Here is a 26,106-nt window from a genome sequence, read left to right as displayed (position 1 = left end):
GATTGCGGAAGGGGACGGATACGAGAGCGGACTCGTGGAGTCCGGTATCCGACGAAGAAGGGGCGGGGTGGCTCTAGGAGAGCGGACGCGCCGGGGTCGAGCCGAGAGCTGCGATCCGCGCGGTGGCGATCGTGGTCATGGTGTCCTCCTCAGGGGCTCGGCGATGTCGTCCGGTTGGCGCGACAGCCCACCAGCCTATTGCTGTGAACCAGCTGAAAGCAAGAGTCATTCCCGATTCGTCGACCGCGGCTCTCGAAGACCGCGGAGGGGGACGCCGGGAGCCTCAGGCGAGGGCTGCGGCTCCGAGCCCGGATCGGAGGAACCGCTGCAGGTTGCCGCCGAGGACGGCGAGGATCTCCTCTTCCCGCCAGCCACGACGCATCAGCGCCTCGGTCACGAGCGGGAGACCTGCCGGGCCCTCGAGGCCCGGCAGGTACCGATCGGCCGGCACGCCCTCGATCGTCGTCTGCACGCAGCACGGTGCCGTGGTGTCTTCCAGCACTTCGCGGACGAAGTCCGGCCCCATCCCGACGTGTTCGATTCCGGCGACCGACACCACGCGTTCGAAGTGGTCGATCAGTGTGTCGATCGTGTACGCGCTCTCATGCAGGTACGGAGCGAAGAAGTTGACGCACACGACTCCCCCGCTCTCGGCGACCCCGGCGATCTGGGCATCGGTGAGGTTGCGGTGGTGGTCGAACAGCGCACGGGCCGAGGAATGCGTGGCCATGACCGGGCGCGTGGCGAGCTCGAGCACGTGGTCGACCCCGCCCGCTCCGAGGTGGCTGATGTCGAAGATCATGCCGATGCGCTCCATCTCGGCGAGCGCTCGGACCCCGGTTCGCGTCAGCCTGCTGCCTGCGGCGTCTTCGCCGCTGCCGTCGGCGAACGCGCTGCGCCCGAAGTGCGCCACCGAGCCGATCCGCACCCCGAGGCGATGCACGGTCTCGAGGAGCTCGACGTCGTCGGCGATGCCGGGCATCCCCTCCAGGGCGAGCACCAGCGCGATGCGGCCCTCGCCGATCACCCGATCGATGTCGTCGCCATCCCCGCACAGACCGACGGTGTCTGCGTTGCCCTCCGCCAGCCGATGCGCGGCCTCGATCATGCGGAGGGTGCGACGCAGCGCCCCCTCCGGGCGATACACGTCATCGATGAACACGGGCAGCACCTGCAGCCCGACACCACCTTCGTGCAGCTGGGGAAGCCACTGGGCGCGGAAGTAGTCCGACCACTCGTCCGCGGGGCGGCTCGCCACCGAGCAGAGCAGATCGTTGTGTGCGTCGGCGACGACGGCGCGGCGGTGGAGGGCGAGTGCATCGTTGGCGGTCACGGCACGAGCCTATGGCCGCGTCGGTCGGGATGCTTCGTCGACGGGCACCATGTCGACCGCCCGTCGTGGTGCCTGCGACTCAACCCGCGCGACTCTCGCGCGCGAGCAGGCTCTCCTTGACATCGATCCCCCAGGCGAATCCGCCGAGGGTGCCGTCGGTGCGCAACACCCTGTGGCACGGGACGAACAGCGCCGGCGCGTTGCGCGCGCAGATGGATGCCGCCGCGCGCACGGCGCGGGGATTGTCGAGCCGCGTCGCGAAACCGGTGTACGTCAGAGGCTCGCCCGGCTCGATCGACCGCAGCGCCGACCAGCCGGCGAGTTGGAGGGCTGTTCCGGTCTGCTTCACGGCGACATCGTCGATCGCGGAGAGGTCGCCGGCGTAGTACGCGAGCGCTGCCTCGGCGGCCTCGGTCTCACCGTCTCGGAGATCTTCCGGTCGGTGCGCCGCGGACAGCCTGCCGAGGATCGCCTCGACGTCTGAGGTCCAGCCGGAAGACAGTACGCGCTGCCGGTCGTCGGCAAGGATCGTGAAGGCGCCGTCCGGCGTCTCGATGGTCTGGATGAGGGCGGTCATGGGGTCTCCTTCTTCGTCGTGTCTTCCGCGGGGGTGGGACGTGCCGCAGCCGAGGCGCGTCGAGGACCCACGGGGCGCACAGGTGCTGCGCGCCACAGGTGCGCGCTGAGATAGCTGCGCCAGGGGGCGGTGCGCTCGCCCCAGACGGTGAGCGGGCGTGCGTCGCCCGGCAGTCCGGAGGCTGCAGCGCCGGCGCGCAGCGCGACGTCTCCCGGGAGCAGCACATCGGGATCGCCGAGCACACGCATGCGCACGTAGTCGGCTGTCCAGGGTCCGATTCCCGGCATCGCGAGCAGAGCAGCGCGCTGGTCGACACCGTCGTCTCCGACCGTGAGCGTCAGGGAGCCGTCGGCGAGAGCGCCCGCAGCGCCGGTGATGGCGCGGATGCGGGCGGCCGGCCCTCGCAGCACCTCGGCTCCCTGGGCGGCGATCGCGGTCATCGTCGGGAACAGCAATCCGTTCTCGGTGCGCTCCCCCAACGCCTCGGCGAGTGCTGTGAGCGCGGTCCGGGCGGCGACCACGGTGATCTGTTGCCCCACCATGGCGCGGATGAGCATCTCGTGTGGATCAGCCGACCCCGGCACCCGGATCCCGGGGGTGCGCGCGACGAGCGGGGCGAGTTCGGTGTGCGCGGAGAGCGCCTCGTCGATCGCCTGCGGATCGGCATCGAGGTCGAAGATGCGCCGCACTATCGACACGAGCGGGGCCAGGTCTCCCAGCCGCGCGACCCGGGCGCGCAGGTGCAGACGAGCCGCATCGTCCTGACGCACGTCGAACCAGGCGGGTCCTCCCGACATCCGCAGATGCCGGGAGAACGACGTCGACGTCGTCTCCTCGATACCGGGAACGGCGCGTGCCGCCATCCAGGTGAAGATGCCGCTCGCGTCGAGCGGGCCGCGGTAGGGCAGCACGAGGTCGATCGCGCCGGGAACCGCGGACGCCGGAAGCCTTCGTCGGGCCCTGAGCTCGCCCGGGGTGAGTCCGAACACCTCGCGGATCGTGTCGTTGCATTGTCGGATGCTCGCGAATCCGGCGGAGAAGGCGACGTCGGAGATCGGCATGTCGGTGCCGACGAGGAGCATGCGCGCGGTGTGCGCCCTGTGTGCTCGCGCCAGTGCGAGCGGCCCGGCGCCGAGTTCGGTGGTCAGCAGCCGCGTGAGGTGCCGGCTGGAGTATCCCAGGCGCGCAGCCAGCCCGGGAACGCCCTCGCGCTCCACCACGCCATCCGAGATCAGGCGCATCGCCCGCGCGGCGGTGTCACCGCGGATGTCCCACGCGGGAGAACCGGGCGCCGCCTCGGGCAGGCATCGCTTGCACGCCCGATACCCGGCCTCGTGAGCCGCGGCGCTCGTCGGATAGAAGGTGACGTTCTGCGGCTTGGGCGTGCGGGCGGGGCAGCTCGGACGACAGTAGATCCCGGTCGAGCGGACGGCGGTCACGAACTGCCCGTCGAAGCGGGTGTCGCGCGCGCTGATCGCGCGGTAGCGCTCGTCGAAGTCGGTCACGGGGAAGCTCATGCCTCCACTCTGTCACGCTCCCTCGACGCCGACTGGCGGAAATCGGACACGGCTGTCGAGTCGGGAACGTCGAGACCCACCCGCCTCGTCCACCCCCACGTCGCCGGAGCGGCGCGTGCGGGTCTCGACGTGGAGAGTGGGTCTCGAGGTGCGAGCGCGGAGAGCACTCAGTGGAAGAAGTGGCGCTCCCCCGTGAAGAACATCGTGACGCCGGCCTTGCGAGCCGCGTCGACGACCTCCTCATCACGCACCGATCCGCCCGGCTGCACGATCGCCGTGACTCCGGCGTCGATCAGGACCTGGGCGCCGTCCGCGAAGGGGAAGAACGCATCGGAAGACGCGACCGATCCCGCGGCGCGGTCGCCTGCGCGCTCGACCGCCAGGCGGCACGAGTCGACACGGTTGACCTGGCCCATGCCGACGCCGACCGTGGCGTTGTCCTTCGCGAGCACGATCGCGTTCGACTTCACCGCGCGGCACGCCTTCCACGCGAAGATGAGGTTCTCCATCTCCTCGTCGCTCGGACGCTCGCCGGAGACGAGCTCCCAGTTCTTCGCGACGGAGACGATGTCGTCGGGGAAGCGGTCGGCGTCCTGCAGCAGCAGTCCACCGGAGACGAGACGCACATCCATGCGCTCCTGCTGCCAGTCCTCGGGCAGCTGCAGCAGACGCAGGTTCTTCTTCGCCTTGAACACCTCGAGCGCGGCCGGCTCGAACGACGGCGCGACGATGACCTCGGTGAAGATGTCCTTGAGGTTCTCGGCCATCTTGAGGGTGACCGTACCGTTGGCCGCGATCACCCCGCCGTATGCGGAGACCGGGTCGCACTCGTGCGCGCGCAGGTGGGCGCTGGCGATCGGGTCGAGAGCGTTCGGCGCGGTGGTCGCGATGCCGCACGGATTGGCGTGCTTGATGATCGCGACCGCCGGCTTGACCATGTCGTACGCGGCACGCAGCGCGGCGTCGGCATCGACGTAGTTGTTGTACGACATCTCCTTGCCCTGCAGCTGCGTCGCCTGGGCGATGCCGTGGCCACCGGCACGGGTGTAGATCGCGCCGCGCTGGTGCGAGTTCTCGCCGTAGCGGAGCGTGGCGAGGCGCTCGGCCTGGATCGTCAGGTGGGTCGGGAGGTCGCCGTCATCCTGCAGCGTCCCCTCGGCGAACCACGACGCGACCGCCGTGTCGTAGGCCGCCGTGTGCGCGAAGGCGCGGGCGGCCAGTTCGCGGCGCTGCGACACCGATGTGCCGCCGTCGGCGAGGGCCGAGATGATGCCGGGGTACGACTGCGGTGAGACCACGATCGCCACGTTGGCATGATTCTTCGCGGCGGCACGCACCATCGCGGGCCCGCCGATGTCGATCTGCTCGACGACATCGTCGCCGACGGCGCCCGAGGCGACGGTCTCGACGAAGGGGTAGAGATTCACGACGACGAGCTCGAACGGGGTGATGTCGAGTTCGGCGAGCTGGCGCTCGTGATCCTCGAGGCGCAGATCGGCGAGCAGACCGCCGTGGATCTTCGGGTGCAGCGTCTTGACGCGACCGTCGAGCATCTCGGCGACCCCCGTGACGGAGGCGACGTCGGTGACGGGGAAACCCGCATCGCGGATGGTCGATGCCGTCGAGCCGGTCGAGACGATCTCGACGCCCGCGTCGGCGAGAGCCTCGGCGAGGACCAGGAGATCGGTCTTGTCGCTCACCGAGACGAGAGCGCGCCGGATCGGCACGGTGTCGCGATCGCGGTAGAGCGTGGGGTCGTGGCGGGGGCCGGCCATGATGGGCTCCTTCGTGCGGGGGGCGTCGGGTGGAGGGGGTCAGGAAGAGGGGTCGAGGACGAGCGCGCCGGTGGCGATCCCGCGGACGACGTCGATGAGGAGTCGACGTTCGACGGGTTTGATCCGTTCGTGCAGGCTGTGCTCGGTGTCGCCCTCGAGGATCGCGACACGTTCCTGCGCCAGGATCGGCCCGGTGTCGACACCGTCGTCGACCACGATCACGCTGGCACCGGTCTCGGCCGCGCCGGAGGCGAGGGCGTCACGGACGCCGTGTGCCCCGGGGAACTCGGGAAGGTACGCGGGGTGGGTGTTGATGAGGCGTGGCGAGTACTGCGCGACGAGCGACGGAGGAAGCAGACGCATGAGGCCGCTGAGCACCACGAGATCGGGGGCCCAGACGGCGAGCTGGCGGGCGACCTCCTCCCCCCAGGCTTCGCGGCTCTCGTGCTCATGCCAGGGCACGGTGAAGCTGGGGATGCCGAACTCCTCGGCGTGGGCGAGTCCGTCCGCCTCACGGTCAGCACCGACGACGATCACCCTGGCGGGGAAATCGGGGTGACGAGCGGCCTCGAGGAGGGCGCGAAGATTCGAGCCGGTGCCCGAGATGAGAACGGCGACCGTGAGCACGCGCCCAGTCTACCGGGGCGCGAAGCCCTCTTCCGCCCGGCTTCCGCTCACGGGCGGTGGACGTCAATCGCGCTCGTGACGCGGCGGGGCGAAGCCGCGGACATCGTCCAGGGGCGCCGTGTCGTCGAACGTCGGCGTCTCGGAGAAGGGGATACCGGGCGCTGTCCGCGCCGATGCGAGGCTCGGGTCGAACTCGGTCATCTCGGCGATCCAGCGGTCCGTACGCTCCTCGGCCAGCTCATCGCGGTGACGCGGTGACAGCAGCAGGATCGCGGCGCCGACGAGCACCTCCAGTCCGAGGGCCAGCATGAACGGAAGAGCCGCGGGACCGACATCGGCGAGCTTTCCCGGACCCATCGAGCCGTTCGCGAGCACCGCGGCGAGGCCCGCGACCCCTGCGCTGACGACGGCGATCCCCACCGCGATCGCCGCCCGCTGCATCGTCCCCAACGGCGTGCCCTCCCAGACGAGGCGCGAACGCACCGCCCAGCCGGCGAAAGCACCGGCGGCGATCGGGACGAGCACCACGATCAGCATCCACATCGAACTGTTCTCGGGCAGCAGCCCGAACACCGGGATGCCCGGAACGACTCCCAACTGCGTACCGGCGGGCGAGACCGCGGTTCCGACGCCGACGGCGAAGCCGGGGCCGGCGAGCCAGGACGCCGCCCACACGATCAGGGTCGGGAGATACACGAGCTGCGCCAGCGTCATCACGGTCGCGCCGAGCGCATCGACACGGGCAGCCTGGAACAGCGCCACGACCTCGCCACCGCGGAACAGCGTGATGACGGCGAGGGCCAGAGCGGCCGCTCCGATCACGCCGACCAGGGTGAAGGCCGTGCCGCGCACGATCGCGACGGGGACGGGCGCCCAATCCTCGCGGGCGTCGATGCGGTCGTGCAGACGGTCGAGGACTCCGCCATCCCCCTCTTCCCATGCGACCCGGACAGCCCCGCACACCGCACCGACGAGATAGACGGCGGTGGGGAGCCCGATCGCGAGGGCCAGGGGGGTCTGCACGGCATCCAGTCGCGCGGTCAAAGCGACGCCGGTGGAGATGGCGGCAAACACCACCGTCCCGGACACTGAGCCGAGCAGCCACGTTCCGGCTGCCGCGGCCCTGGCACCCGAGCGGGCGGCGAAAAGCAGGGTGAAGAGCAGGAACGCCAGTGGAGTGATCGAGACCGCGAACGAGGCCGCCTGCGGGGGGATCGCGAGAGCGACCAGCAGCTCGTCCGGGATCGTGACCTCGAGGGGCACGCCGTGGCCGAACTCCCAGAGCGTGCCGGTGAGCGGCCAGAGCGCGCCCCAGTCGGCCGTGACCCCGAAGGCGAGCGTCCACAGCAGCGTCAGCGGCGCGAGCAGCACGACGAGGCCGACGGCCGCAGCGATGGCGGCGTCGAAGGCGGCGAGGAGCGCGACGAGGAGGCGTTGCATAGCGTTTCGAGACTACGACGAGTTGCCGACGAAGCCCTGGGGGCGCGCGTGGGGTCGGCGACACGATAGCGTTTCTCCGGAGGTTTCCCGATGACAACTGCCCCGCCCGCCCCGGCATCCACCGAACCCAAGAACTCCCTGGACCGCTTCTTCGAGATCAGCAAGCGCGGATCCACGATCGGCACCGAGATCCGAGGGGGTCTGGTGACATTCGTCACGATGGCCTACATCGTGATCCTGAACCCGATCATCCTCTCCGGCAAGCCCGATGTCGCCGGAGACATGCTCAGCTTCAACGCCGTGGGCGCCGCCACCGCGCTGACCGCCGGTGTGATGACGATCCTGTTCGGGCTCGTCACGCGCCTCCCGTTCGGTTTCGCTGCCGGCCTCGGCATCAATGCCTTCGTCGCGTTCTCGGTCGTCGGCCAGGTGACCTGGCCCGAGGCCATGGCGCTGGTGATGATCAACGGTGTCGTCATCGTGCTGCTCGCCGCCACCGGGCTGCGGAAGGCGATCTTCGACGCGGTGCCGTTCCAGCTGAAGATCGCGATCACGGTCGGCATCGGCCTCTTCATCGCGTTCATCGGCTTCGTCAACTCCGGCTTCGTCACGGCGACCGGCGCCTCGTCTCCTCCGGTCGGCCTCGGCGTGAACGGATCGGTCGCGACCGTTCCGACCCTGCTGTTCGTCATCACCCTCCTCCTCACCGGCATCCTCGTCGCCCTCAAGATCAAGGGCGGCATGCTGATCGGACTCATCGGCGGCACCGTGCTCGCGGTCATCGTCGAGGCGATCTGGCACATCGGGGCCCGCGGCTTCGATGACGAGGGCAACGTGGTCAACCCGGGCGGCTGGGGCCTGACGGTTCCCGCGCTCGACGGCTCCCCCGTGGGTGTGCCCGACCTCAGCCTGATCGGCGCCGTCGACTTCAGCTTCGATCTGAGCAAGGTCAGCCTCGTCGCGATCGTGATGATCGTCTTCACGCTGCTCTTCACGAACTTCTTCGACGCCATGGGCACCATGACGGGCCTCGCGAAGGAGGCGAACCTCGCCGACGACAACGGCGACTTCCCCCGCATCAAGTCGGCGCTGGTCGTCGAGGGTGTCGGCGCGATCGCCGGTGGCGCGACCTCCTCGTCTTCGAGCACGGTCTTCATCGAGTCGGGCGCCGGTATCGGCGAGGGTGCGCGCACCGGACTCGCGAACGTGGTCACCGGCGTCGTGTTCCTGATCGCGATGTTCCTGACCCCGCTGACGTCGATCGTCCCGACCGAGATCGCCGCTGCCGCGCTGATCATCGTCGGTGCGATGATGATGGCGCAGATCCGCTACATCGACTTCAGCGATTTCCGCGTTCTGCTGCCGGTGTTCCTCACCGTCTCGGTCATGCCGCTGACCTACTCGATCGCGAACGGCATCGGCGCGGGCTTCGTCAGCTGGGTGCTCATCCACGCGTTCTCCGGCAAAGCCAAGTCCATCAGCCCGCTGCTGTGGGTCGTCGGCGCCGGCTTCTTGATCTTCTTCGCCCGAGGTCCGATCGAAGCGCTCTTCGGCGTCGGGATCTGACGCCGATCCGAGATCACGAAAGAGGGGCGGGTGCTGCGGCATCCGCCCCTCTTCCGTACCTCCGCCGCCGCGGCCGTCACATGCATGTGCATCGGCCGGATGCAGGAACACACGCCCCGAGCGGCCATGCATCCGCTGAGAGGTCATGCATCTGACGAGGACGGCCACCTCGCGCGGCTCAGGCGTAGGCAGCGGCGAACTCCGGCGACGGCTCGATCGGCTCGATCACGTCGATCAGCACACCGCCGGGCGCCTCGACGATGAAGTGGCGCTGACCGAAGGCCTCGTCGCGGAGCGGCAGCCGTTCCGACAGACCCCGCTCCCCCACCAGGCGCGCATGCTCGGCAGCGGCATCCGGCACCTCGACGTTGAGCAGCAGCCCGCGCACGGGCTCACGAAATCCCTTGGGGATGGTCTCGTGCGAACGGTCGAGGATCGCGAGCTCACCGCCATCGAAGCGCAGGCTCACGTACCAGTCGGCCTCGAACACCACCTCGAAGTCGAACTCCTCTCTATAGAACCGCGCGCTCGCTGCGACGTCTTCGACCATCAGCACCGGGTAGAAGCTCGTGATCCGCATTCGTCTCTCCTTTACATACAGCGTGTTTGTATTCTGCGTGACTAGGATACATACAACCTGTACGTAAGGAAAGAGTCATGCCCCGAGCATCCGCGGCCGACGCCGCCGAGACCGCGCGACGAATTCTCGAGACCGCCACGACCCATTTCGCGGCGCACGGGTACGCCACCGCATCCGTGGACGAGATCGCCCGCCTTGCCGGAGTCACACGAGGTGCGGTCTACCACCACTACACGTCGAAGCCGCTGCTCTTCCGCGACGTCGCGGCCGCCCAGCAGCAGTCCGTGGCCGACGCGATCCGCGACGCCACGGAAGACAGTGCTCCGGATGCCGCTCTCCGCGACGGCAGTCACGCGTTCCTCGACGCGATCACCCGGGGAGCGGCGTCACGCGTGCTGCTCGTCGACGGTCCCGCCGTGCTCGGCGGGGAGCAGTGGCGCCGACTCGACGCGGAGGGACCGGAGCAGGAGCTGCGCACGGGCGTACGCGAAGCCGGCGTCTCCCCCGCGCTCGTGGATCCGCTCACCGCCGCACTCTCCGGAGCGATGAACGAGCTCGCGCTGTGGCTCGCCGCGCACCCCGATGACGCCGACGCGCGGTCGGAAGCGCACGTGGCACTCGAGCGCATCCTGGATGCCGTGGTCCCGCCCAGCTGAGTGCGATGCGGCGCGCCGACGGCGCAGCGCGCCGACCGGCGTCGAGGGTGGAGTCCCGACCCTGAGGAGATCCCGTGCATCACCGACGCCGCGACGACCACCCGTTCGACCTGAGACGGGACGTCGACCGGCGCCTCCTCGAGTACCGGGAGCTCATTCTGGCCAGCCTCGAAGGCCTCACCGAAGAGGAGGCGCGGTCCGCGCCGATCCCCGGCGCTCCGAGCCTGCTGGGAGTCGTGCGTCACACGGCGTACGTGGAGGGCGTCTGGTTCGACGAGAGGATCACCGGGCGCCCCCGGGCCGAGATCGGCCTGCCGGTGGCCACCGCCAACTCCTGGAAAGTGCGGCGCACCGACGATATCGCCTCCGTCACGGCAGAGTGTCGACGCATCAGCGCCCTCGCTGACAGCAATCTGACCGATCGCGGACTCGACGACGAAGTCGGCGAGAACCGGCGCAGCCTGCTCGCGATCTACGTCCACGTGTTGAGTGAGCTGGGCTGGAACACCGGACAGCTCGACATCCTGAGGGCAGCGATCCTCGCTGGGCGCCGCCGAGCCGCCAGGCCGACCGAACAGGCATGAAAGAAGGCCCCGGAGTGGAGTCCGGGGCCTTCAGATCAAGCGTAGCTCAGATCAGAGCGCTTCGATGATCGCGCGCATCAGGTCTGCCGTCTCGGACGGCGTCTTGCCGACCTTGACGCCGGCGGCCTCGAGGGCCTCCTTCTTCGCCTGAGCGGTGCCGGCCGAACCGGAGACGATCGCACCGGCGTGACCCATGGTCTTGCCCTCGGGAGCCGTGAAGCCCGCGACGTAGCCGACGACCGGCTTCGTGACGTTCGCCTTGATGTAGTCGGCGGCACGCTCCTCGGCGTCGCCACCGATCTCACCGATCATCACGATCGCCTTGGTCTCGGGGTCGGCCTCGAACGCCGCGAGCGCGTCGATGTGCGTGGTGCCGATGACCGGGTCGCCGCCGATGCCGATGGCGGTGGAGAAGCCCAGGTCGCGCAGCTCGAACATCATCTGGTAGGTCAGGGTGCCCGACTTCGACACGAGGCCGATCGGTCCCTTGCCCGTGATGTTCGCGGGCGTGATGCCCACGAGCGCCTCGCCCGGCGTGATGATGCCGGGGCAGTTCGGGCCGATGATGCGGGTCTTGTTGCCCTTGCTCTGCGCGTAGGCCCAGGCCTCGGCCGAGTCGCCGACGGGCACGCCCTCGGTGATGACCACGAGCAGGGGGATCTCGGCGTCGATGGCCTCGATCATCGCGTCCTTGGTGAACGCACCGGGCACGAAAGCGATCGACACGTCGGCGCCGGTCTCCTTCATGGCTTCGGCGACCGAGGCGAAGACGGGCAGCTCGACGGCGTTGCCGTCCTTGTCGGTGTGCGAGACCGTGGTACCGGCCTTGCGGGCGTTGACGCCACCGACGACCTGGGTGCCGGCCTTGAGCATCAGTGCGGTGTGCTTGGTGCCCTCACCGCCGGTGATGCCCTGGACGATGACCTTGGAGTCCTTGTTGAGGTAGATCGACATTCTTCTCGTCCTTCAGTCTCAGGCGTTGGCGAGCTCGGCGGCCTTGTCGGCGCCCTCGTCCATGGTGGCGGCCAGGGTCACAAGCGGGTGTGCGTACTCGGCGAGGATCGCGCGACCCTCGTCGACGCGGTTGCCGTCCAGGCGCACGACGAGCGGCTTGGAGGCCGTGGCGCCCAGCGTCTCGAGGGCGCCCTTGATGCCGTTGGCGACGGCGTCGCACGCCGTGATGCCGCCGAAGACGTTGACGAACACGCTCTTGACCTGCGGGTCGCCGAGGATGACGTCGAGGCCGGCGGCCATGACCTCGGCCGAGGCGCCGCCGCCGATGTCGAGGAAGTTGGCCGGCTTGACGCCGTTGTGGTTCTCGCCCGCGTAGGCGACCACGTCGAGCGTCGACATGACCAGACCCGCGCCGTTGCCGATGATCCCGACCTCGCCGTCGAGCTTCACGTAGTTGAGGCCCGACTCCTTGGCCTTGGCCTCGAGCGGGTCGGCTGCGTCCTTGTCCTCGAGCGCTTCGTGCTCGGGGTGACGGATCTCGGAGGCGTTGTCGTCGAGCGTGACCTTGCCGTCGAGCGCGATGATGTCGCCCTCTTCGGTGCGCACCAGCGGGTTGACCTCGACCAGCGTCGCGTCCTCGCCCTTGTACACGTCGTAGAGCTTCACGAAGACATCGGAGACCTTCTCGATGAGGTCTTCGGGGAAGTTCGCCGCGCGAGCGATCTCGACGGCCTTCTCCTTGTCGATGCCCGTGAGCGGGTTGACCTCGACGCGTGCGAGCGCCTCGGGGCGTTCGACGGCGAGCTCTTCGATCTCCATGCCGCCCTCGACCGAGCAGAGGCTCAGGTAGGAGCGGTTGGCGCGGTCGAGCAGCACGGAGAAGTAGAACTCCTCGGCGATGCGCGCACCCTGCGCGACCATGACGCGCTTGACGATGTGGCCCTTGATGTCGAGGCCGAGGATGGCCTTCGCTGCTTCGTACGCCTCGTCGGGCGTCTTGGCGACCTTGACGCCGCCCGCCTTTCCACGGCCGCCGGTCTTCACCTGAGCCTTGACGACGACCACTCCGCCGATCTTCTCGGCAGCCGCCCTCACCTCTTCAGGGGTGTCCGCGACGATGCCGGCGAGGACCGGCACTCCGTACTTTTCGAAAACGTCTCGTGCCTGGTACTCGTACAGATCCACTGTGGTTCCTTCACTGGGCTGCTGTCTGGTAATTCTCTCGATGTCGAGACATCGACCAGTCCCCCAGCCTACTACCCCGAACTGAGCGCTCCTGCGGCCCCGGCGCCTCGACCGCTCAGCGTCGAGTCGGCACTCCGGCTCCACGCGCGGGGAGGGCGACCCGTCGAAGCTGTCGGGTGATCAGGAACGGCATGACCACCAGGGCCGTGCCCGTGGCGACGATCACGGGGCGCACCACGACCACCGGCAACGAGCCCCACAGGGCGATGAGGATCGCGCCGATCATGACGGCACCGAGCACAAGTTCGCACACGAGGAGCTGGCGGCGCACCGATGCGCTGTCCTCGGCCATGGTCGTCTCGCGCCCGCGCACCGAGATGTGCGAGGTCCATCGCGTGCCGTCCCACCAGCGCCGCGTCCCGCGCCGCCGCGTGTCGAACCAGCCGGCCGGAATCCCGTCATCTCTCACGCTCCTCAGTATGACGGCGACGCCTCGGCTTCTCCGCCCGGCGAGGTCTAGGCTTTCGCCATGCACGAATCCGCAGAACTGCGCACCGGCGTCGTCGCCGCAGCGCTCGAACTCTTCAGCGCCCAGGGGTTCGACCAGACGTCGGTGGAGCAGATCGCCAAGGCCGCCGGCGTCTCCCGCTCGACCTTCTTCCGCCAGTTCGGCGGCAAGGAGGACGTGGTCTTCGCGGATCACGAGGTGCTTCTGGAACAGCTCAGGGAGTTCCTCGACGAGGGGCACGATGACCCGTGGGGCGCGGTGTGCGCGGCTTCGGAGTCGGTCTTCGCCCACTTCGCGCACGACCCGGAACTCGCCAGGCGCCGCTATCAGATCGTGCGACAGGTCCCCGTGCTGCGCGAGCGCGAGATCATCACGGTCTTCCGCTACGAGCGACTGTTCGACGACTACCTGCGCGGGGCGCTCCCCGGCGTGGATCCCCTGGACGCGGTCGGCTTCGCCGCCTTGGTGACGGCCGTGCACAACCATGTGCTGCGCCAGCTGCTGCGTGGCCGCAAGAAGGTGCCGCTGGCGACACTGCAGACGGCGCTGGCCGACGTCCGCCGTCGCTACGGGGTTGCGGGCGAGGCGGCCACCGCCCCGGATGACATGGTGGTCGCGGTGTTCCCCCGCTCCATGCCGATCGCCGAGGTCAGCCGCAGGCTGCAGTCACAGCTCGACTAGCTCGGCGTGCGGTCGGGTCGTGGAACCGAGTATCGAGGAGTACGATACTTGGTGCCACGAAGGAGTCCCATGAGCACTGCAGCCTCCCCCTTCCCCGGCGAGCGCGTCTCGTCGTACGACATCACCGGACGTCAGGACAGCGACTACTACGCCGTCTTCACCGACATCCCCGCCGCCGATCGGGAGGCGTGGGACCGCGCGAAGGCCTACGTCGACGAGGTCGCCCCGCAGATGGCCGACGCCTGGGACCGTGCGGAGTATCCGCTCGATGCCGCGCGTCGGATGGGCGAGATGGACCTCGTCGTCGACGGGGTGCAGCACCCGTCGCTCACGAGCCTGTCGCCACTGGCCGCAGGACTGGTGAACATGGAGATCTCCCGCGGCGACGGCTCCCTGGGCACGATCCTCGCGGTGCAGGGCGGACTCGCCCTGCGCACCCTGGCCCTGTTCGGCTCCCCCGCGCAGCAGGAGAAGTGGCTGACGGGCCTCGCCGACGGCTCGGTGCTGGGATCGTTCGCCCTGACCGAGCCCGATCACGGTTCCGACTCCGTCTCGCTGGAGACCGTGGCCCGCCGCGACGGCGACGGCTGGATCCTCCGCGGAACGAAGAAGTGGATCGGCAACGGCGCCTCCGGCGGCATCACCTTCGTCTGGGCGCGCATCGACGACGAGGGCGCCGAAGAGCATGGCGCCGTGCGCTGCTTCCTCGTGGAGCAGGAGACCCCGGGCTACACAGGCAGCGTCATCCGCGGAAAGGCCTCGCTGCGCGCGATCCACCAGGCACACATCGTGCTGGACGACGTACGGGTGCCCCTCGATGCGGTGCTGCCGGGGACCAAGAGCTTCAAGGACGCCTCGATCGTGCTGTACGCGACCCGTTCCGGTGTCGCCTGGTCGGCGCTCGGACACGCGACCGCCTGCTACGAGGCCGCCCTCGCCTACGCCACCCAGCGGGTGCAGTTCGGAAAGTCCCTCGCCGGATTCCAGATGGTCCAGGAGCGTCTGACCCACATGCTCGAAGACCTCACCGCCATGCAGCTGTACTGCCGGCGGATGGCAGACCTCGAGACCGCCGGTGAACTGCGCCCGACCCAGGCTTCGCTGGCGAAGTTCCACAACACGCGTGCCGCGCGGCGCATCGCCTCGACCGCCCGCGATCTGCTCGGCGGCAACGGCATCCTGCTCGAGAACGGCGTGATGCAGCACATGGCCGACATCGAGGCCATCCACACCTACGAGGGCACCGAGAGCGTTCAGGCCCTGCTCCTCGGGCGCGACATCACCGGGATGAGCGCGTTCGCCTGAGGTCGGATCCCCGGAGTCGACTCACCGGCGTCGGGCGCTCACGTGGCGCTCTCGACTCGCCGCCGACCCCGCGACCGCCTGCACCGCGAGGAGCAGCACGAGCGCCAGGACCGGGACGACCCACCCACCGACCGCGGCGTGCAGGATGCCGAGGCCGAGCGGACCGAAGCCGGCCAGCAGGTAGCCGACTCCCTGCGCCATCGTCGACAGGTGCGCCGTGTGCCTCGCATCCGGCGCGCGGAGCACGATGTACGTCAGCGACAGCGAGATGGCGGCCCCCTGCCCGAGACCGAGCAGCGTCATCCAGAGCCAGGGCGCGGCTCCACCGGGCGCGATGAGGAGGCCGATCAGCCCCGCCGCGCAGAGCAGCGCGGAGAGCACGACGGGGAGCCACGTCGGCCGCATGCGGCGCATCATCGTCGGCACGAGGAGCGCCGCCGCGATCCCGGGAAAACTGGAGTACGACAGCAGCACCCCGGCGTCCGACACCGAGACCCCGCCGTCCTGCAGCATCGTCGGAATCCAGGTCAGGGCCGCGTAATAGCTCAGGCTCTGCAACCCCATGAACGCGGTGACCGCCCACGCGACCGGGTCCCGCAACAGCGCCGACATCCGCGGCTCGTCGATGGGCTCCGTGATCGCATCGACGGGAACGCCCGCCACCGCCGGGGAGGTGACGACCCGACGCATCGCCCGGGGCAGCCAGACCACCAGGGCGAGTGCGGCGGGAATCGCCCAGACCCCCAGCGCGCCACGCCACGACCCGTCCAGGGCGATCATGAACGGCACCGTGAATGCGGCCGCCGCGGCGGCACCCAGGAACAGCGATGTGGAGTACAGCCCCATCATCAGACCGAGACGGTGCGCGAAGTCCTGCTTGATCACGGCGGGCATGCAGACGTTCGCGACCGCGATGCCCGCCCCCACCAACACCGTGCCGCCGAAGAGAGCCACGGGTGAGGGAAGCAGGCGGATGCCGATGCCGAGTGCCACCACGACCATCGTCAGCGCGAGCAGCCGATGCAGTCCGATCCAGCGTGTCAGCGCGGGCGTCAAGAACGCGAAGGCGCCGAAGGCGAACACGGGGATCGTCGTCAGGAGCCCTGCCGCGGCTGCTGGGATCCCCAGGTCCTGCTCGATCGCGGGGAGGACGGGTCCGACAGAAGCGACGCCCATGCGCAGGTTCAGCGCGATCAGCAGCAGGCCGGTGCCCACGTAGATCCCGGTGAGGATGCCGCCGCGCCGGGTGGACGGCGTGGTCAACGGGGTCGGCGCGGTGTCGAACGGTTCCTGCATCGTGGTCATGCATCGAGTCCAGCATTCACCCGGTATGTCAGGAAACACGTACACTGCATTTTGATGTCGAATACCCGCCAATCCTCGCAAATGGTCGACCTGAATCTGGTCGACTTCGATTCCCTGGCGGCCCTGCCCATGGAGGGCGCCTACCGGTTCGCGCACGCCGAGACCTCCCCCCGCCACGCCCACCCGCTCGGACACCTGGTGCATGCCGCTTCCGGAGTGCTGTCGCTGCTCACCGACGAGGGTGCCTGGATCGCGCCGTCGACCCGCATGGCCTGGGTGCCCGCCGGCGCCGAGCATCGTCATCGCGCGCACGGGCGCACGGACATGCGCATCGTCCATCTGACCGACGAGCTCGCCGCATTGCTCCCGGCCTCCCCTGCGGTGCTCGTCGCGACGCCACTCGCGCGCGAAACCGTGCTGTCGATGACGTCCGACCGCACTCGCAGCGACGAAGCCCTGGACCACCTGCGTCGCGTGATCGTCGACGAAGTCGTGACCGCGCCCGAGCAGCCGCTCCATCTCCCGGAGCCCCACGATCCGCGCCTGCGCCGTGCCGCACGCATCGTCGAGGATGACCTCGCCCTGCCCGTGCCGCTCGGGGAACTCGGCGCACGCACCGGCACCGCCGAGCGGACGCTGAGCCGCCTGTTCCAACAGGAGACCGGCATGGGATACCGGCAGTGGCGCCTGCAACTGCGCGTGCATCGGGCACTCGTCCTGCTCGCCGACGGCGCCACGGTGACCGACACGGCCTCCGCATGCGGGTGGGCCACGACCAGTCAGTTCATCGAGCAGTTCACACCGCTCGTCGGGATGACCCCCGGCCGATACCGGCTGTCGCAACCGACCGCGTGAGGGAAAGGACCACGACTGCGGTCGGCTCAGACCACGCGCGCCATGCACACGAGGCGTTCGCGATCGTCCCACGAGGGCACCCGCTCGAATCCCCGCGATTCATACAGACGCACGGGACCACCACGCCAGTCCCACACCGACAGCCGCACCTGCGACGCACCGAGATCGACCGCATCGGCCACCGCCGCGTCCAACAGCGCCGAACCCACCCCGCGGCCGCGCACGTCGGGCTGCGCCCACAATCGCTTGATCTCCGCCACACCATCGTGCACGGACAGCACCACGACCCCGACGATGCGTTCGTCGAGCTGCGCGACCCGCACTCGATGCGCGCCATACGCCTCGGCCGGGTCATCGACCTCGCGGAGATAGCGGTCGGGCAGCGGCACGGCGGGATCGCGCTCGGATCCGTGTTCCTGCAGACTCTTCTCCCGCTCGGTCTGCAGCAGATACGCACGCACAGCCGCACCGACCTCGAGTGCGTCGGGTCCGGTCAGGTCGGCGAGCCGGATCGACGGTCGGTCGAGCCCGGATCCCGCCTCGGCGCTCACGGTCAGTCGCAGCCGCAGCCGCCGGACGGCGTCTTCACCATGAAGCACACGTCGCACACGCCGTAGTCGCGATCCTCGACCGGCTTCGGAGCCTTCTCGGCCCGCGGGGCGGAGACGCGAGGAGTCGTCGTGCGCTTGGCCGCGCGCGGCGGGGTGAGCGGGATGAACTCGCTGGGGTGGCTCACGTAGAAGTACGGCGCCCGGCCTTCGCTCGGCTGCAGACGCAGCGGAGCGGAACCGACGACGAGGCGCTCGTCCTCGGTGAAGCCGTTCGTGTAGGTGCGCCCGATGTGCAGAGGGGCGCCCTCACCTCGACGGATCGCTTCGATGTAGCGACCGCGGTCGATGAACGAGCTGATCCCGATCTCTTCGACGATGGCGGTGATGAACGCGTGGTTGGCCGGATCGATGCGGTGCGCGCGCAACGCCTCCGGGAGCGAACGGTATGGACGGGAGGTGCCTGCGGGGGTCGGCCCCTGTACTTCTTTCATCAGTTCCAGGATCGCACGCCCAGAGGGGTACAGCCGACCGTTTTCCGCTCGTATACGTGCCAAACTGACGTCATGGCCCAGGCGACGATCATCGGCTCCGGCCCGAACGGGCTCGCTGCCGCAGTGACGCTCGCGCGCGCCGGCTATCGGGTGCGAGTTCTGGAGGGCGCCGACACCATCGGCGGCGGGGTGCGCACACGCGAATCCACGCTTCCGGGGTTCCGGCACGACCTCTGCTCCGCCGTGCATCCGGCCGCCCTCTCCTCCCCGTTCTTCCAGGCGTTCGGCCTCGACCGGCGGATCGAGTGGATCCGTCCCGACGCCTCGTACGCGCATCCGCTCGACGACGGGCGCGCAGCGATCGCCTGGCGCGACATCGAGCGCACGGCGGCGGACCTCGGAGTCGACGGATCCGCCTGGATCTCTCGCCTGCGTCCACTCAGCAGCCACATCGACGGGGTCGTCGACTTCACCGGCAACCAGCTGCTCCGCATCCCCCACGACCCGGTGACCGCCGCGCGTTTCGCGATCCGGATGCTGGACCAGGGCACTCCCCTGGCAGCTCGCGCCTTCCGCACGGAGGAGGCGGCGGCGCTCATCTCCGGGGTGGTCGCGCACGCCAACTCGCCGCAGCCCTCCCTCGCGGGTGCGGCGGCCGGGCTGCTGCTGGCCGCGCTCGGACACGCAGGCGGCTGGCCGTACCCGCGCGGAGGTGCGCAGCGCATCGCCGACGCGATGGTCGCCGACATCGAGCAGCACGGCGGAACGATCGAGGCGGGCACCCCCGTCTCCGATCTCGGTGCCCTGGACTGGGGCGACCCGCATCAGGGCGACCTGCTGCTGCTCAACACCTCGCCGCGACTCGCCCTCACGCATCCCGACGTGCCCGCCGGCTACGCACGGGCCCTCCGCTCGTACCGGTACGGGCCCGGAGCAGCGAAGGTCGACTTCGCGCTCGACGGCCCGATCCCGTGGACGAACGCCGACGTGGCAGCGGCCCCGACCGTGCATCTGGGCGGCACCCGCGCCGAGGTATGGGCGAGTGAGAACGCCGTCGCCGCCGGACGCGTGGTTGAGCGCCCGTATGTGCTCGCCGTGCAGCCATCGGTATTGGACGACTCACGCGCCCCCGCGGGGAAGGCCGTGCTCTGGGCGTACATCCACGTGCCCCCGGGTTCGGACCTCGACCCGACCGAGCTGATCACCGCCCAGGTCGAGCGCTTCGCTCCGGGCTTCCGCGACCTCGTCCTCGCGCACCACGCCGTCCCGGCGTCGTCGCGCGAGGCGATCAACCCCACGGAGATCGGTGGTGACATCTCCGGTGGCGTCTTCGACATGCGCCAGGCACTCCGGCGCCCGGTTCTCTCCCCCTCGCCGTGGCGCACGCCGATGCGTGGCGTGTACCTGGCGTCCGCCTCGACACCCCCCGGCCCCTCCGTGAACGGGATGGCCGGTTGGCATGCCGCCTGCACGGCGCTGCGGGATGCCGGAGAACCCGCCACCGTGACCGACCTCTTCGGCTGATCGTCCTCCCCTTCCGCCGCGGATCATCGGCGGCCAGGATGGGAGGATGCGCTACGACATCCCCGCGCCGATGCTCGCCAAGGCGGCGCCGGCCGTGCCCGACCCCGCGAAGACGCCGGGCGGATTGCTGTACGAGCCGAAGTGGGACGGCTTCCGTGGACTCATCGCCTGGGACGGGGAGACGGTGGAGATCGGGTCACGAGGCGCCAAGCCCCTGACCCGCTACTTCCCCGAACTGGTCGACGTGATCCCCCAGCTGCTTCCGGAACCGTGCCTGCTCGACGGCGAGATCGTCGTCGCCACCGGACCGGACGGCTCGCAGCGCCTGGACTGGGAGGCCCTCAGCCAGCGCATCCACCCCGCCGCCTCACGCGTCGCGAAGCTCGCCGTCGAGACCCCAGCCATGTTCATCGCGTTCGATCTGCTCGCCGTCGGGGTCGACGACCTGCTCACGCAGTCGTTCGAGACGAGGCGCGCACGCCTCGAGACCCTCATGGAGGGCGTCGGACATCCGCTGCACATCACCCGCACGACCCGCGATCGCGAGGCCGCGGTGCGCTGGCTCGCCGAGTTCGAAGGGGCAGGGCTCGACGGTGTCGTCGCGAAGCCGCTCGACCAGCCTTACGCGCCGGGAAAGCGCACTCTGTTCAAGATCAAGCATGCCCGCACCGCCGACGTCGTCGCGCTCGGCTATCGCATCCACAAGTCCGGATCGGGAGTGGGTTCCCTGCTGGTCGGGCTGTACGGCGACGACGGGGAGCTCCACCAGGTCGGCGGCGTGGCCGCGTGGAGCGATGCCCGTCGGCAGGAGCTCGTCGAAGAGCTCTCCCCGCTGGTCGAGCGCGACGAGTCGGGCGACGCCGTGACCGCCGAGGGCGAGCGGTCGCGATTCAGCGGATCGAAGGATGTGTCGTTCGTGCGGCTGCGCCCGGAGCGGGTGCTCGAGGTGCGATACGACCAACTCGAAGGCGCGCGGTTCCGCCACACCGTGCAGTTCGAACGCTGGCGCCCCGATCGCGACGCCCGCTCATGCACCTATGAGCAGCTGGACACCGTCGAGGGCTACGACCTCGCCGATGTCCTGAGCTGAGCGGGAGCCCTCACTCCTTCTCGGCCGGGGTGCCGTCCTCGTCCCAATTCGCTGCGACCTTCTTGCTCGGCTGCACGCGCGGCGGCTCACCCGGCATCTTCGGGAACTCCGGCGGGAAAGGCAGTTCGCCGAGACCGTTCTGCGTGTCACGCTCCCACCACTCCAGCAGCGTGTCGATGCGGCCACGGTTGTGCGGCATCGACGCCCACGGGTCGCCGACCTCGCCCAGACGCTTCGGGATGCTGCGCACCGTGAACACCTTCGGATCGAGACCGTCGAGCTCGTCCCAGGCCACCGGCGTCGACACGGTCGCTCCGGGAAGCGCGCGAGGACTGTAGGCACCGGCCATCGTGCGGTCGCGGTTGGCCTGGTTGAAGTCGACGAAGATGCGCGCGCCCCGCTCCTCCTTCCACCAGTTCGTCGTGACCTGCTCCGGCATCCGTCGCTCCAGCTCACGCCCGGCGGCGATCACGGCGTGCCGCACCTCCAGGAACTCGTGGGTCGGCTCGATCGGCGCGAACACGTGCAATCCTCTGTTGCCGCTGGTCTTGGCGAACGCCTCCAGACCCGCCTCGCGCAGCACCTCGCGCAGGGTGTGCGCGGCCGTGACCGCATCTGCGAAGTCGGTACCTGGCTGCGGATCGAGGTCGATGCGCAGCTCGACGGGGTTGTCCGCGTCAGTGGCGAGCGACGCCCAGGGGTGGAAGACGATCGTGTTCATCTGCACGGCCCACACGATCGCGCTCGCACGGTTCAACACGATCTGCGGATGCTGGCGCCCGCTGTTGTATGTCACCGTCACCGCGTCGACGAAGTCCGGGGTACCTTTGGGCGGGTTCTTCGAGAAGAAGCCCTCGGCCCGCGCCCCGCCTGCGGGTCCGATGCCGTCACGGAACCGCTCGAGCGAGACCGGGCGGTTGCCGTTCGCCGCCAGGAACGGCACCGCGACGAGCTGCACATACTCGGCCAGCTCCGCCTTGGTGATGCCGAGGTCGGGCCAGACCACGCGGTTCGGGCTGGACAGCGCGACCTCGCGTTCTCCATCGGAGTCGGCGACGGTCAGGGTCACGCGTTCTGAGGCCATGCTCCGACCCTAGAGCGCCGCCCGGACAGACGGAACCCCGCCGACGCGGACAGTGCGCGGAGTCCGGATCGTCCGTGTCCGGGTCGGTTCAGTCGCCGAGGTCGACCGCGAGCACGAGGACCGGCGTGAGCGCAGCCCGCTCGACGACGATCGACGGACCGGCCGAGTCCACGATCACTCCGGCGATGTCGGCGTGGCTCGTGAGGACCTTCGCCAGCTGCTCCGGCGCGAACGGGAGCGGACGGTCGCCGCGTCCGAGCGCGATGACCTCGAGCGGGTGCGAGAACAGCTGCAGGAACCGACGTCCGTCGGTCGTCTGCGCTTCGGCGATGCCGACGGGGCCACCGCCGGAGCCGTCGTTGACCGCGACCCACATCCGCGTGGTCGCAAGGGCTTCGCCGACCTTGACGACGGAATCCTGTTCCCGGGGAGCGGCGAGGATGCTCTTCACCGTCATGTCGACATCGGCCTGCTCGAGCGTCTTCTGCAGCAGCTCCGTCGGGAACACCACCCGATGCGGGGCCGACGCGTTGTCGACGATGAGGCCGGCGAAATCTCCGGACACGACCTGCTGCAGCACCGAGGTGACCGGCTGGGCGACCGCCGAGGTCGACGACGGGTCCGCTTCGAGCTGCACGGAATCACGTACCGCGCCGGCCGAGCTGAACGCCAGCATGTACTGGTTGTCTTCACTGTCGCGGACGACGGCGACGGAGAGCGCCTTCCCTTCGCTGATCTGGGCACGCGCATCGCCGTTCACGCGGATGTAGAGGTGTCCCTGAAGAGCCTGACGCATGACGCCGAGGAGCTGGTCGTTGGTCGCGCCCGCCTCGATCTCGCTGAGGGCCTCACGCAGGAGGACATTGTCCTTCATGCCGGCGACGGTCTCGGTCTGCTCCGGCGGCAGCACGGAGGCCAGAGGCAGGCGCCGCTCCTGGGGCGTCTCGGGCTGAACGGGCGGAGAGGGAGAAGCCTGCGGCGCGGCGGGCGCCGCCGAGACGGACGGGGCGTCGGAGCTCGAAGGACCGTCGGACGTCGGAAGGGAGACCTCGGGGCCGGCCTCAGCACCGACGCCCCGGAACGCCTGCACCGAGATCCCGATCGAGGGCGCTTCGACGGGCTGCTCGGCGGTCGGGCTCTCTGACGTCGTGTGCTCTCCGGCGACCGCGCCCGCACCGTTCTGCGTGGTGTCGTTCGGCGTGGTGTCGTTCGGCGTGGTGTCGTTCGGCGCGCTATCGCTCGCGACAGCCTCGGCGGTGGGGGCGACGACATCGTCACCGGACTTCTTGCGGCGGGAGAAGAGGGCCATATGAGCCAGCCTAACCGGCAATCCGGTCGGTGTTTCGCCGAGGCGGAAACACCGGCGGTGGGCTAGATCTTCTCGATCGGCGCGACCTTGATGAGGAGCTTCTTCTGCCCCGCCGAGTCGAATCGCACGTGAGCGATGCGCTTGGCACCCTCGCCCGTCACCGCATCCACCCGCCCTTCGCCGAAGTCGACGTGACGGATGCGGTCGCCGGCGGCGAGCTCGAGATCACCGTTGTCGCGCATCTTGGCCGTGACCCGGTTGGGGAACTTGTCCATCGCCGTCGACAGCGGCTTCAGGGAGTCTCGACCCGGCAGCGACGTCACCGCGAAACGATCGCCCGAGCCCGAGCCCGAGCCGCCGAAGCCGCCCTGGCGACGCGCGTTCAGTGCGCGCGACTGCATCCCCCCGCGCGAGTTCACGTCGCCCGGAGACTGTCGCCAGTCGATCAGGCCCGCCGGGATCTCCTGCAGGAAGCGGCTGGGCATCGCCACCGTGACCTCGCCGAACTGCGCCCTCGTCATCGCGAGAGAGAGGTGCAGACGCTTGCGCGCACGCGTGATGCCCACGTAGAAGAGACGGCGTTCCTCCTGCGGTCCCCCGGGCTCGCCGGCCGAGATGCGGTGCGGGATGAGATCTTCCTCGACGCCCGTGACGAACACGGCGTCATACTCCAGGCCCTTCGCCGTGTGCATGGTCATGAGCGAGACCGAGCCCGACTCGTCGTCGAGGTCATCGGCATCGGAGACCAGAGCGACCTCGGTGAGGAAGTCGACGATCGTGCCCTCCGGGTTGTTGCGCGCGAAATCACGAGCCACCGCGACGAATTCGTCGAGGTTCTCCACGCGCGCCTCGTCCTGAGGGTCGCGGCTCGCACGCAGGGCGTCGAGGTATCCGCTCTTGCCCAGCAACAGGCTCAGGCCGTCGGCCACCGCGGTGGGGGGAGGCAGCTCGCCGCTCGCGGGGGTCAGGATGGCGGCGGCTTCGGCGAGCACCGCGTCGAGCTGCCCGATCGCCGTCTGGATCTTCGGCCCGACCCCGAGCTGACCCGGCATCGACAGTGCATCGCGGAAGCTGATCCCGTGCTCCTCGGCGAACCGTGCGATGGCCGTCTCCGTGACGTCGCCGATGCCGCGCCTGGGCTTGTTCAGGATGCGGCGCACCGACATCTCGTCGGCCGGGTTCGCGACGGCGACGAGGTAGGCGAGCGCGTCCTTGATCTCGGCGCGATCGTAGAACTTGGTGCCGCCCATGATCTTGTACGGCACCGCCGAGCGGATGAAGATCTCCTCCAGCGCACGGGACTGCGAGTTGGTGCGGTAGAACACCGCCATCTCGGAGTAGGGCATGCCGGCGCGGTGCAGGGCCTCGACCTCGTCAGCCACGAACTGCGCCTCGTCGTGCTGCGAGTAGCCGGTGAAACCGATGATGGGATCGCCGTCGCCCTTGTCGCTCCAGAGCTTCTTGTCCTTGCGATCGAAGTTGTTGCCGATCACCGCGTTCGCCGCCGACAGGATGTTCTGCGTCGAGCGGTAGTTCTGCTCGAGCAGCACGACGCGGGCGCCGGGGAAGTCACGCTCGAACTCGCTGATGTTGCGGATGTCCGCGCCGCGGAACGCGTAGATCGATTGATCGGAGTCGCCGACCACGGTGAGCGAGGCACCGGGTTCGCCGGCGTCTGCCGTGGGGGCGGGATCGGGCTCGAAGATCATCATGCCGTTGGAGGCATACGGATCCGGCGCGGCACCGGCAGCACCGGACACGGGGCGCGTGAGCTCGTGGATCAGCGAGTACTGCGCGTGGTTCGTGTCCTGGTACTCGTCGACCAGGATGTGACGGAAACGACGACGGTAGGTGTCGGCGACCTGCGGGAACGCTCGGAACAGATACACGGTCTGCCCGATGAGGTCATCGAAGTCGAAGGCGTTGGCCTTCTGCAGCTGCCGTTGGTAGTCGGCGAAGACCTCGACGAAGACGCGCTCGGCCGGGTCGCTCATGTTGGCCTGACGCGCATACGACTCGGCATCGGACAGCTCGTTCTTCAGCTTCGAGATGCGCGACTGCACGGACGCGGGTGTGAGCCCGTAGGCATCGGCCTCGTGCTCTTTGACCAGGCGCTTGAGGAGAGCCCGCGAATCGCCCGAATCGTAGATGGTGAACGACTTCGTGTACCCGAACTGCTCGGCCTCGCGACGCAGGATGCGCACGCACGCGGAGTGGAACGTGGAGATCCACATGCCACGGGCGGCATCGCCGATCAGCCCTTCGACACGCTCGCGCATCTCGCCCGCGGCCTTGTTGGTGAAGGTGATCGCGAGGATCTGGCTCGGCCATGCCTCTCGGGCCCGCAACAGCGAGGCGATGCGGCGGGTGAGCACGCTCGTCTTGCCCGATCCGGCGCCCGCGACGATGAGCAGCGCCGGGCCGCGGTAGGTGACGGCCTCGAGCTGCTGAGGGTTGAGGCCGGCGAGGAGATCGTCCTGCCCCGGGGCTCCCGACGAGCGAGGACCGGCGGTGGAGGGGACGATGAGAGGAGCTTCGGTCATGGCCCTATGAGTCTAGGCGTCGGCACCGACACCGCGGCACGGCCTCGCGCCGTCCGGAGGCCTGCT

Annotated in this window: 24 protein-coding genes; 8 read left to right on the top strand and 16 right to left on the bottom strand. The window is 69.3% G+C overall.

Going from position 1 to position 26,106, the window contains the following annotated elements:
* Nucleotides 1-283: 283 nt before the first annotated feature.
* The 6 genes from DW307_RS09140 to DW307_RS09115 all read right to left on the bottom strand — a co-directional run bounded on the left by DW307_RS09140 (nt 284) and on the right by DW307_RS09115 (nt 7,269).
* Nucleotides 284-1,333, bottom strand: coding sequence for a dipeptidase (locus tag DW307_RS09140; RefSeq protein ID WP_136024558.1), 1,050 nt, complete (start codon nt 1,331-1,333; stop codon nt 284-286).
* A gap of 79 nt (nt 1,334-1,412) precedes the next feature.
* Complete coding sequence (locus DW307_RS09135; protein ID WP_029266939.1) at nt 1,413-1,910, bottom strand: methylated-DNA--[protein]-cysteine S-methyltransferase; 498 nt, start codon at nt 1,908-1,910, stop codon at nt 1,413-1,415.
* Nucleotides 1,907-3,427, bottom strand: coding sequence for a DNA-3-methyladenine glycosylase 2 family protein (locus DW307_RS09130; protein WP_136024557.1), 1,521 nt, complete (start codon nt 3,425-3,427; stop codon nt 1,907-1,909). The genes DW307_RS09135 and DW307_RS09130 overlap by 4 nt, the downstream gene beginning before the upstream one ends.
* 167 nt (nt 3,428-3,594) lie before the next feature.
* A complete protein-coding gene (gene purH, locus DW307_RS09125) occupies nt 3,595-5,202 on the bottom strand; it encodes a bifunctional phosphoribosylaminoimidazolecarboxamide formyltransferase/IMP cyclohydrolase (protein ID WP_029258569.1) in 1,608 nt (535 codons plus the stop codon).
* Between the two features lie 39 nt (nt 5,203-5,241).
* Nucleotides 5,242-5,829 (bottom strand): phosphoribosylglycinamide formyltransferase, encoded by a 588-nt coding sequence (purN, locus tag DW307_RS09120; RefSeq protein WP_029258570.1) that lies wholly within the window; start codon nt 5,827-5,829, stop codon nt 5,242-5,244.
* 63 nt (nt 5,830-5,892) lie between these two features.
* Nucleotides 5,893-7,269: a cell division protein PerM gene (locus DW307_RS09115; RefSeq protein ID WP_136024556.1), complete on the bottom strand. Its 1,377-nt coding sequence runs from the start codon at nt 7,267-7,269 to the stop codon at nt 5,893-5,895.
* A 90-nt stretch (nt 7,270-7,359) separates the two neighbouring features.
* Between DW307_RS09115 and DW307_RS09110 the strand changes: the two genes are divergently transcribed.
* The gene (locus tag DW307_RS09110; protein ID WP_021198859.1) at nt 7,360-8,835 is read left to right on the top strand and encodes an NCS2 family permease; all 1,476 of its coding nucleotides are present in this window, start codon (nt 7,360-7,362) and stop codon (nt 8,833-8,835) included.
* A 178-nt stretch (nt 8,836-9,013) separates the two neighbouring features.
* Here DW307_RS09110 and DW307_RS09105 read toward each other — a convergent pair whose 3' ends face one another.
* Nucleotides 9,014-9,415, bottom strand: a complete 402-nt coding sequence (locus DW307_RS09105) for a VOC family protein (protein WP_021198860.1) — start codon at nt 9,413-9,415, stop codon at nt 9,014-9,016.
* A gap of 77 nt (nt 9,416-9,492) precedes the next feature.
* Here DW307_RS09105 and DW307_RS09100 point away from each other — a divergent pair, with 77 nt between their 5' ends.
* Together DW307_RS09100 and DW307_RS09095 are read left to right on the top strand one after the other, a co-directional pair.
* On the top strand, nt 9,493-10,071 hold the full coding sequence (locus tag DW307_RS09100) for a TetR/AcrR family transcriptional regulator (RefSeq protein ID WP_029266946.1): 579 nt from the start codon (nt 9,493-9,495) through the stop codon (nt 10,069-10,071).
* A 74-nt stretch (nt 10,072-10,145) separates the two neighbouring features.
* A complete protein-coding gene (locus DW307_RS09095; protein WP_136024555.1) occupies nt 10,146-10,655 on the top strand; it encodes a mycothiol transferase in 510 nt (169 codons plus the stop codon).
* Nucleotides 10,656-10,706: 51 nt separating this feature from the next.
* Here DW307_RS09095 and sucD read toward each other — a convergent pair whose 3' ends face one another.
* The 3 genes from sucD to DW307_RS09080 all read right to left on the bottom strand — a co-directional run bounded on the left by sucD (nt 10,707) and on the right by DW307_RS09080 (nt 13,263).
* Nucleotides 10,707-11,609 (bottom strand): succinate--CoA ligase subunit alpha, encoded by a 903-nt coding sequence (sucD, locus tag DW307_RS09090; RefSeq protein WP_021198863.1) that lies wholly within the window; start codon nt 11,607-11,609, stop codon nt 10,707-10,709.
* Nucleotides 11,610-11,627: 18 nt separating this feature from the next.
* The gene (gene sucC / locus DW307_RS09085; RefSeq protein WP_021198864.1) at nt 11,628-12,794 is read right to left on the bottom strand and encodes an ADP-forming succinate--CoA ligase subunit beta; all 1,167 of its coding nucleotides are present in this window, start codon (nt 12,792-12,794) and stop codon (nt 11,628-11,630) included.
* Between the two features lie 115 nt (nt 12,795-12,909).
* The gene (locus DW307_RS09080) at nt 12,910-13,263 is read right to left on the bottom strand and encodes a DUF2510 domain-containing protein (RefSeq protein WP_021198865.1); all 354 of its coding nucleotides are present in this window, start codon (nt 13,261-13,263) and stop codon (nt 12,910-12,912) included.
* A gap of 60 nt (nt 13,264-13,323) precedes the next feature.
* Here DW307_RS09080 and DW307_RS09075 point away from each other — a divergent pair, with 60 nt between their 5' ends.
* Together DW307_RS09075 and DW307_RS09070 are read left to right on the top strand one after the other, a co-directional pair.
* Nucleotides 13,324-13,983, top strand: a complete 660-nt coding sequence (locus DW307_RS09075; protein ID WP_029258576.1) for a TetR/AcrR family transcriptional regulator — start codon at nt 13,324-13,326, stop codon at nt 13,981-13,983.
* A gap of 69 nt (nt 13,984-14,052) precedes the next feature.
* Nucleotides 14,053-15,288 (top strand): acyl-CoA dehydrogenase family protein, encoded by a 1,236-nt coding sequence (locus DW307_RS09070; protein WP_136024554.1) that lies wholly within the window; start codon nt 14,053-14,055, stop codon nt 15,286-15,288.
* 21 nt (nt 15,289-15,309) lie between these two features.
* On the opposite strand, the gene DW307_RS09065 is transcribed toward DW307_RS09070, so the two are convergent.
* Complete coding sequence (locus DW307_RS09065) at nt 15,310-16,593, bottom strand: CynX/NimT family MFS transporter (protein WP_136024553.1); 1,284 nt, start codon at nt 16,591-16,593, stop codon at nt 15,310-15,312.
* An 81-nt stretch (nt 16,594-16,674) separates the two neighbouring features.
* Here DW307_RS09065 and DW307_RS09060 point away from each other — a divergent pair, with 81 nt between their 5' ends.
* On the top strand, nt 16,675-17,448 hold the full coding sequence (locus DW307_RS09060; protein WP_240750588.1) for an AraC family transcriptional regulator: 774 nt from the start codon (nt 16,675-16,677) through the stop codon (nt 17,446-17,448).
* 26 nt (nt 17,449-17,474) lie between these two features.
* On the opposite strand, the gene DW307_RS09055 is transcribed toward DW307_RS09060, so the two are convergent.
* Together DW307_RS09055 and DW307_RS09050 are read right to left on the bottom strand one after the other, a co-directional pair.
* On the bottom strand, nt 17,475-18,056 hold the full coding sequence (locus tag DW307_RS09055; RefSeq protein WP_205810444.1) for a GNAT family N-acetyltransferase: 582 nt from the start codon (nt 18,054-18,056) through the stop codon (nt 17,475-17,477).
* A complete protein-coding gene (locus DW307_RS09050) occupies nt 18,002-18,490 on the bottom strand; it encodes a hypothetical protein (RefSeq protein WP_136024551.1) in 489 nt (162 codons plus the stop codon). The genes DW307_RS09055 and DW307_RS09050 overlap by 55 nt, the downstream gene beginning before the upstream one ends.
* A 72-nt stretch (nt 18,491-18,562) precedes the next feature.
* On the opposite strand from DW307_RS09050, the gene DW307_RS09045 reads away from it, so the two are divergent.
* Nucleotides 18,563-20,014: a phytoene desaturase family protein gene (locus tag DW307_RS09045; RefSeq protein WP_136024550.1), complete on the top strand. Its 1,452-nt coding sequence runs from the start codon at nt 18,563-18,565 to the stop codon at nt 20,012-20,014.
* Between the two features lie 46 nt (nt 20,015-20,060).
* Nucleotides 20,061-21,104 carry an ATP-dependent DNA ligase gene (locus tag DW307_RS09040; protein ID WP_136024549.1) on the top strand — a complete coding sequence of 348 codons (1,044 nt, stop codon included), beginning with the start codon at nt 20,061-20,063 and terminating at the stop codon, nt 21,102-21,104.
* Between the two features lie 10 nt (nt 21,105-21,114).
* Here DW307_RS09040 and ligD read toward each other — a convergent pair whose 3' ends face one another.
* From ligD to DW307_RS09025, 3 genes are all read right to left on the bottom strand, one after another.
* Complete coding sequence (gene ligD, locus DW307_RS09035) at nt 21,115-22,188, bottom strand: non-homologous end-joining DNA ligase (RefSeq protein ID WP_136024548.1); 1,074 nt, start codon at nt 22,186-22,188, stop codon at nt 21,115-21,117.
* A gap of 88 nt (nt 22,189-22,276) precedes the next feature.
* On the bottom strand, nt 22,277-23,497 hold the full coding sequence (locus tag DW307_RS09030; RefSeq protein ID WP_136024547.1) for an SseB family protein: 1,221 nt from the start codon (nt 23,495-23,497) through the stop codon (nt 22,277-22,279).
* A 62-nt stretch (nt 23,498-23,559) separates the two neighbouring features.
* Complete coding sequence (locus DW307_RS09025; RefSeq protein WP_136024546.1) at nt 23,560-26,040, bottom strand: ATP-dependent helicase; 2,481 nt, start codon at nt 26,038-26,040, stop codon at nt 23,560-23,562.
* Between the last annotated feature and the right edge of the window lie 66 nt (nt 26,041-26,106).

Origin of the sequence: Microbacterium sp. K27 (genome assembly GCF_004794435.1) — a bacterium.
Classification (GTDB): Bacteria; Actinomycetota; Actinomycetes; order Actinomycetales; family Microbacteriaceae; genus Microbacterium; species Microbacterium maritypicum_A.
This window is presented reverse-complemented; position numbering and strand designations above follow the sequence as displayed.

Bases quoted from the DNA above. Each gene is read 5' to 3' on its own strand.
- DW307_RS09065 (WP_136024553.1), bottom strand. From the start codon at position 16,593: ATGACCACGATGCAGGAACCGTTCGACACCGCGCCGACCCCGTTGACC.
- ligD (WP_136024548.1), bottom strand. From the start codon at position 22,188: ATGGCCTCAGAACGCGTGACCCTGACCGTCGCCGACTCCGATGGAGAA.
- DW307_RS09100 (WP_029266946.1), top strand. From the start codon at position 9,493: ATGCCCCGAGCATCCGCGGCCGACGCCGCCGAGACCGCGCGACGAATT.
- DW307_RS09115 (WP_136024556.1), bottom strand. From the start codon at position 7,269: ATGCAACGCCTCCTCGTCGCGCTCCTCGCCGCCTTCGACGCCGCCATC.
- sucD (WP_021198863.1), bottom strand. From the start codon at position 11,609: ATGTCGATCTACCTCAACAAGGACTCCAAGGTCATCGTCCAGGGCATC.
- purH (WP_029258569.1), bottom strand. From the start codon at position 5,202: ATGGCCGGCCCCCGCCACGACCCCACGCTCTACCGCGATCGCGACACC.
- DW307_RS09030 (WP_136024547.1), bottom strand. From the start codon at position 23,497: ATGGCCCTCTTCTCCCGCCGCAAGAAGTCCGGTGACGATGTCGTCGCC.
- DW307_RS09050 (WP_136024551.1), bottom strand. From the start codon at position 18,490: ATGAAAGAAGTACAGGGGCCGACCCCCGCAGGCACCTCCCGTCCATAC.
- DW307_RS09075 (WP_029258576.1), top strand. From the start codon at position 13,324: ATGCACGAATCCGCAGAACTGCGCACCGGCGTCGTCGCCGCAGCGCTC.
- DW307_RS09060 (WP_240750588.1), top strand. From the start codon at position 16,675: ATGGTCGACCTGAATCTGGTCGACTTCGATTCCCTGGCGGCCCTGCCC.
- DW307_RS09025 (WP_136024546.1), bottom strand. From the start codon at position 26,040: ATGACCGAAGCTCCTCTCATCGTCCCCTCCACCGCCGGTCCTCGCTCG.
- DW307_RS09045 (WP_136024550.1), top strand. From the start codon at position 18,563: ATGGCCCAGGCGACGATCATCGGCTCCGGCCCGAACGGGCTCGCTGCC.
- DW307_RS09070 (WP_136024554.1), top strand. From the start codon at position 14,053: ATGAGCACTGCAGCCTCCCCCTTCCCCGGCGAGCGCGTCTCGTCGTAC.
- DW307_RS09110 (WP_021198859.1), top strand. From the start codon at position 7,360: ATGACAACTGCCCCGCCCGCCCCGGCATCCACCGAACCCAAGAACTCC.
- DW307_RS09135 (WP_029266939.1), bottom strand. From the start codon at position 1,910: ATGACCGCCCTCATCCAGACCATCGAGACGCCGGACGGCGCCTTCACG.
- DW307_RS09130 (WP_136024557.1), bottom strand. From the start codon at position 3,427: ATGAGCTTCCCCGTGACCGACTTCGACGAGCGCTACCGCGCGATCAGC.
- DW307_RS09105 (WP_021198860.1), bottom strand. From the start codon at position 9,415: ATGCGGATCACGAGCTTCTACCCGGTGCTGATGGTCGAAGACGTCGCA.
- DW307_RS09040 (WP_136024549.1), top strand. From the start codon at position 20,061: ATGCGCTACGACATCCCCGCGCCGATGCTCGCCAAGGCGGCGCCGGCC.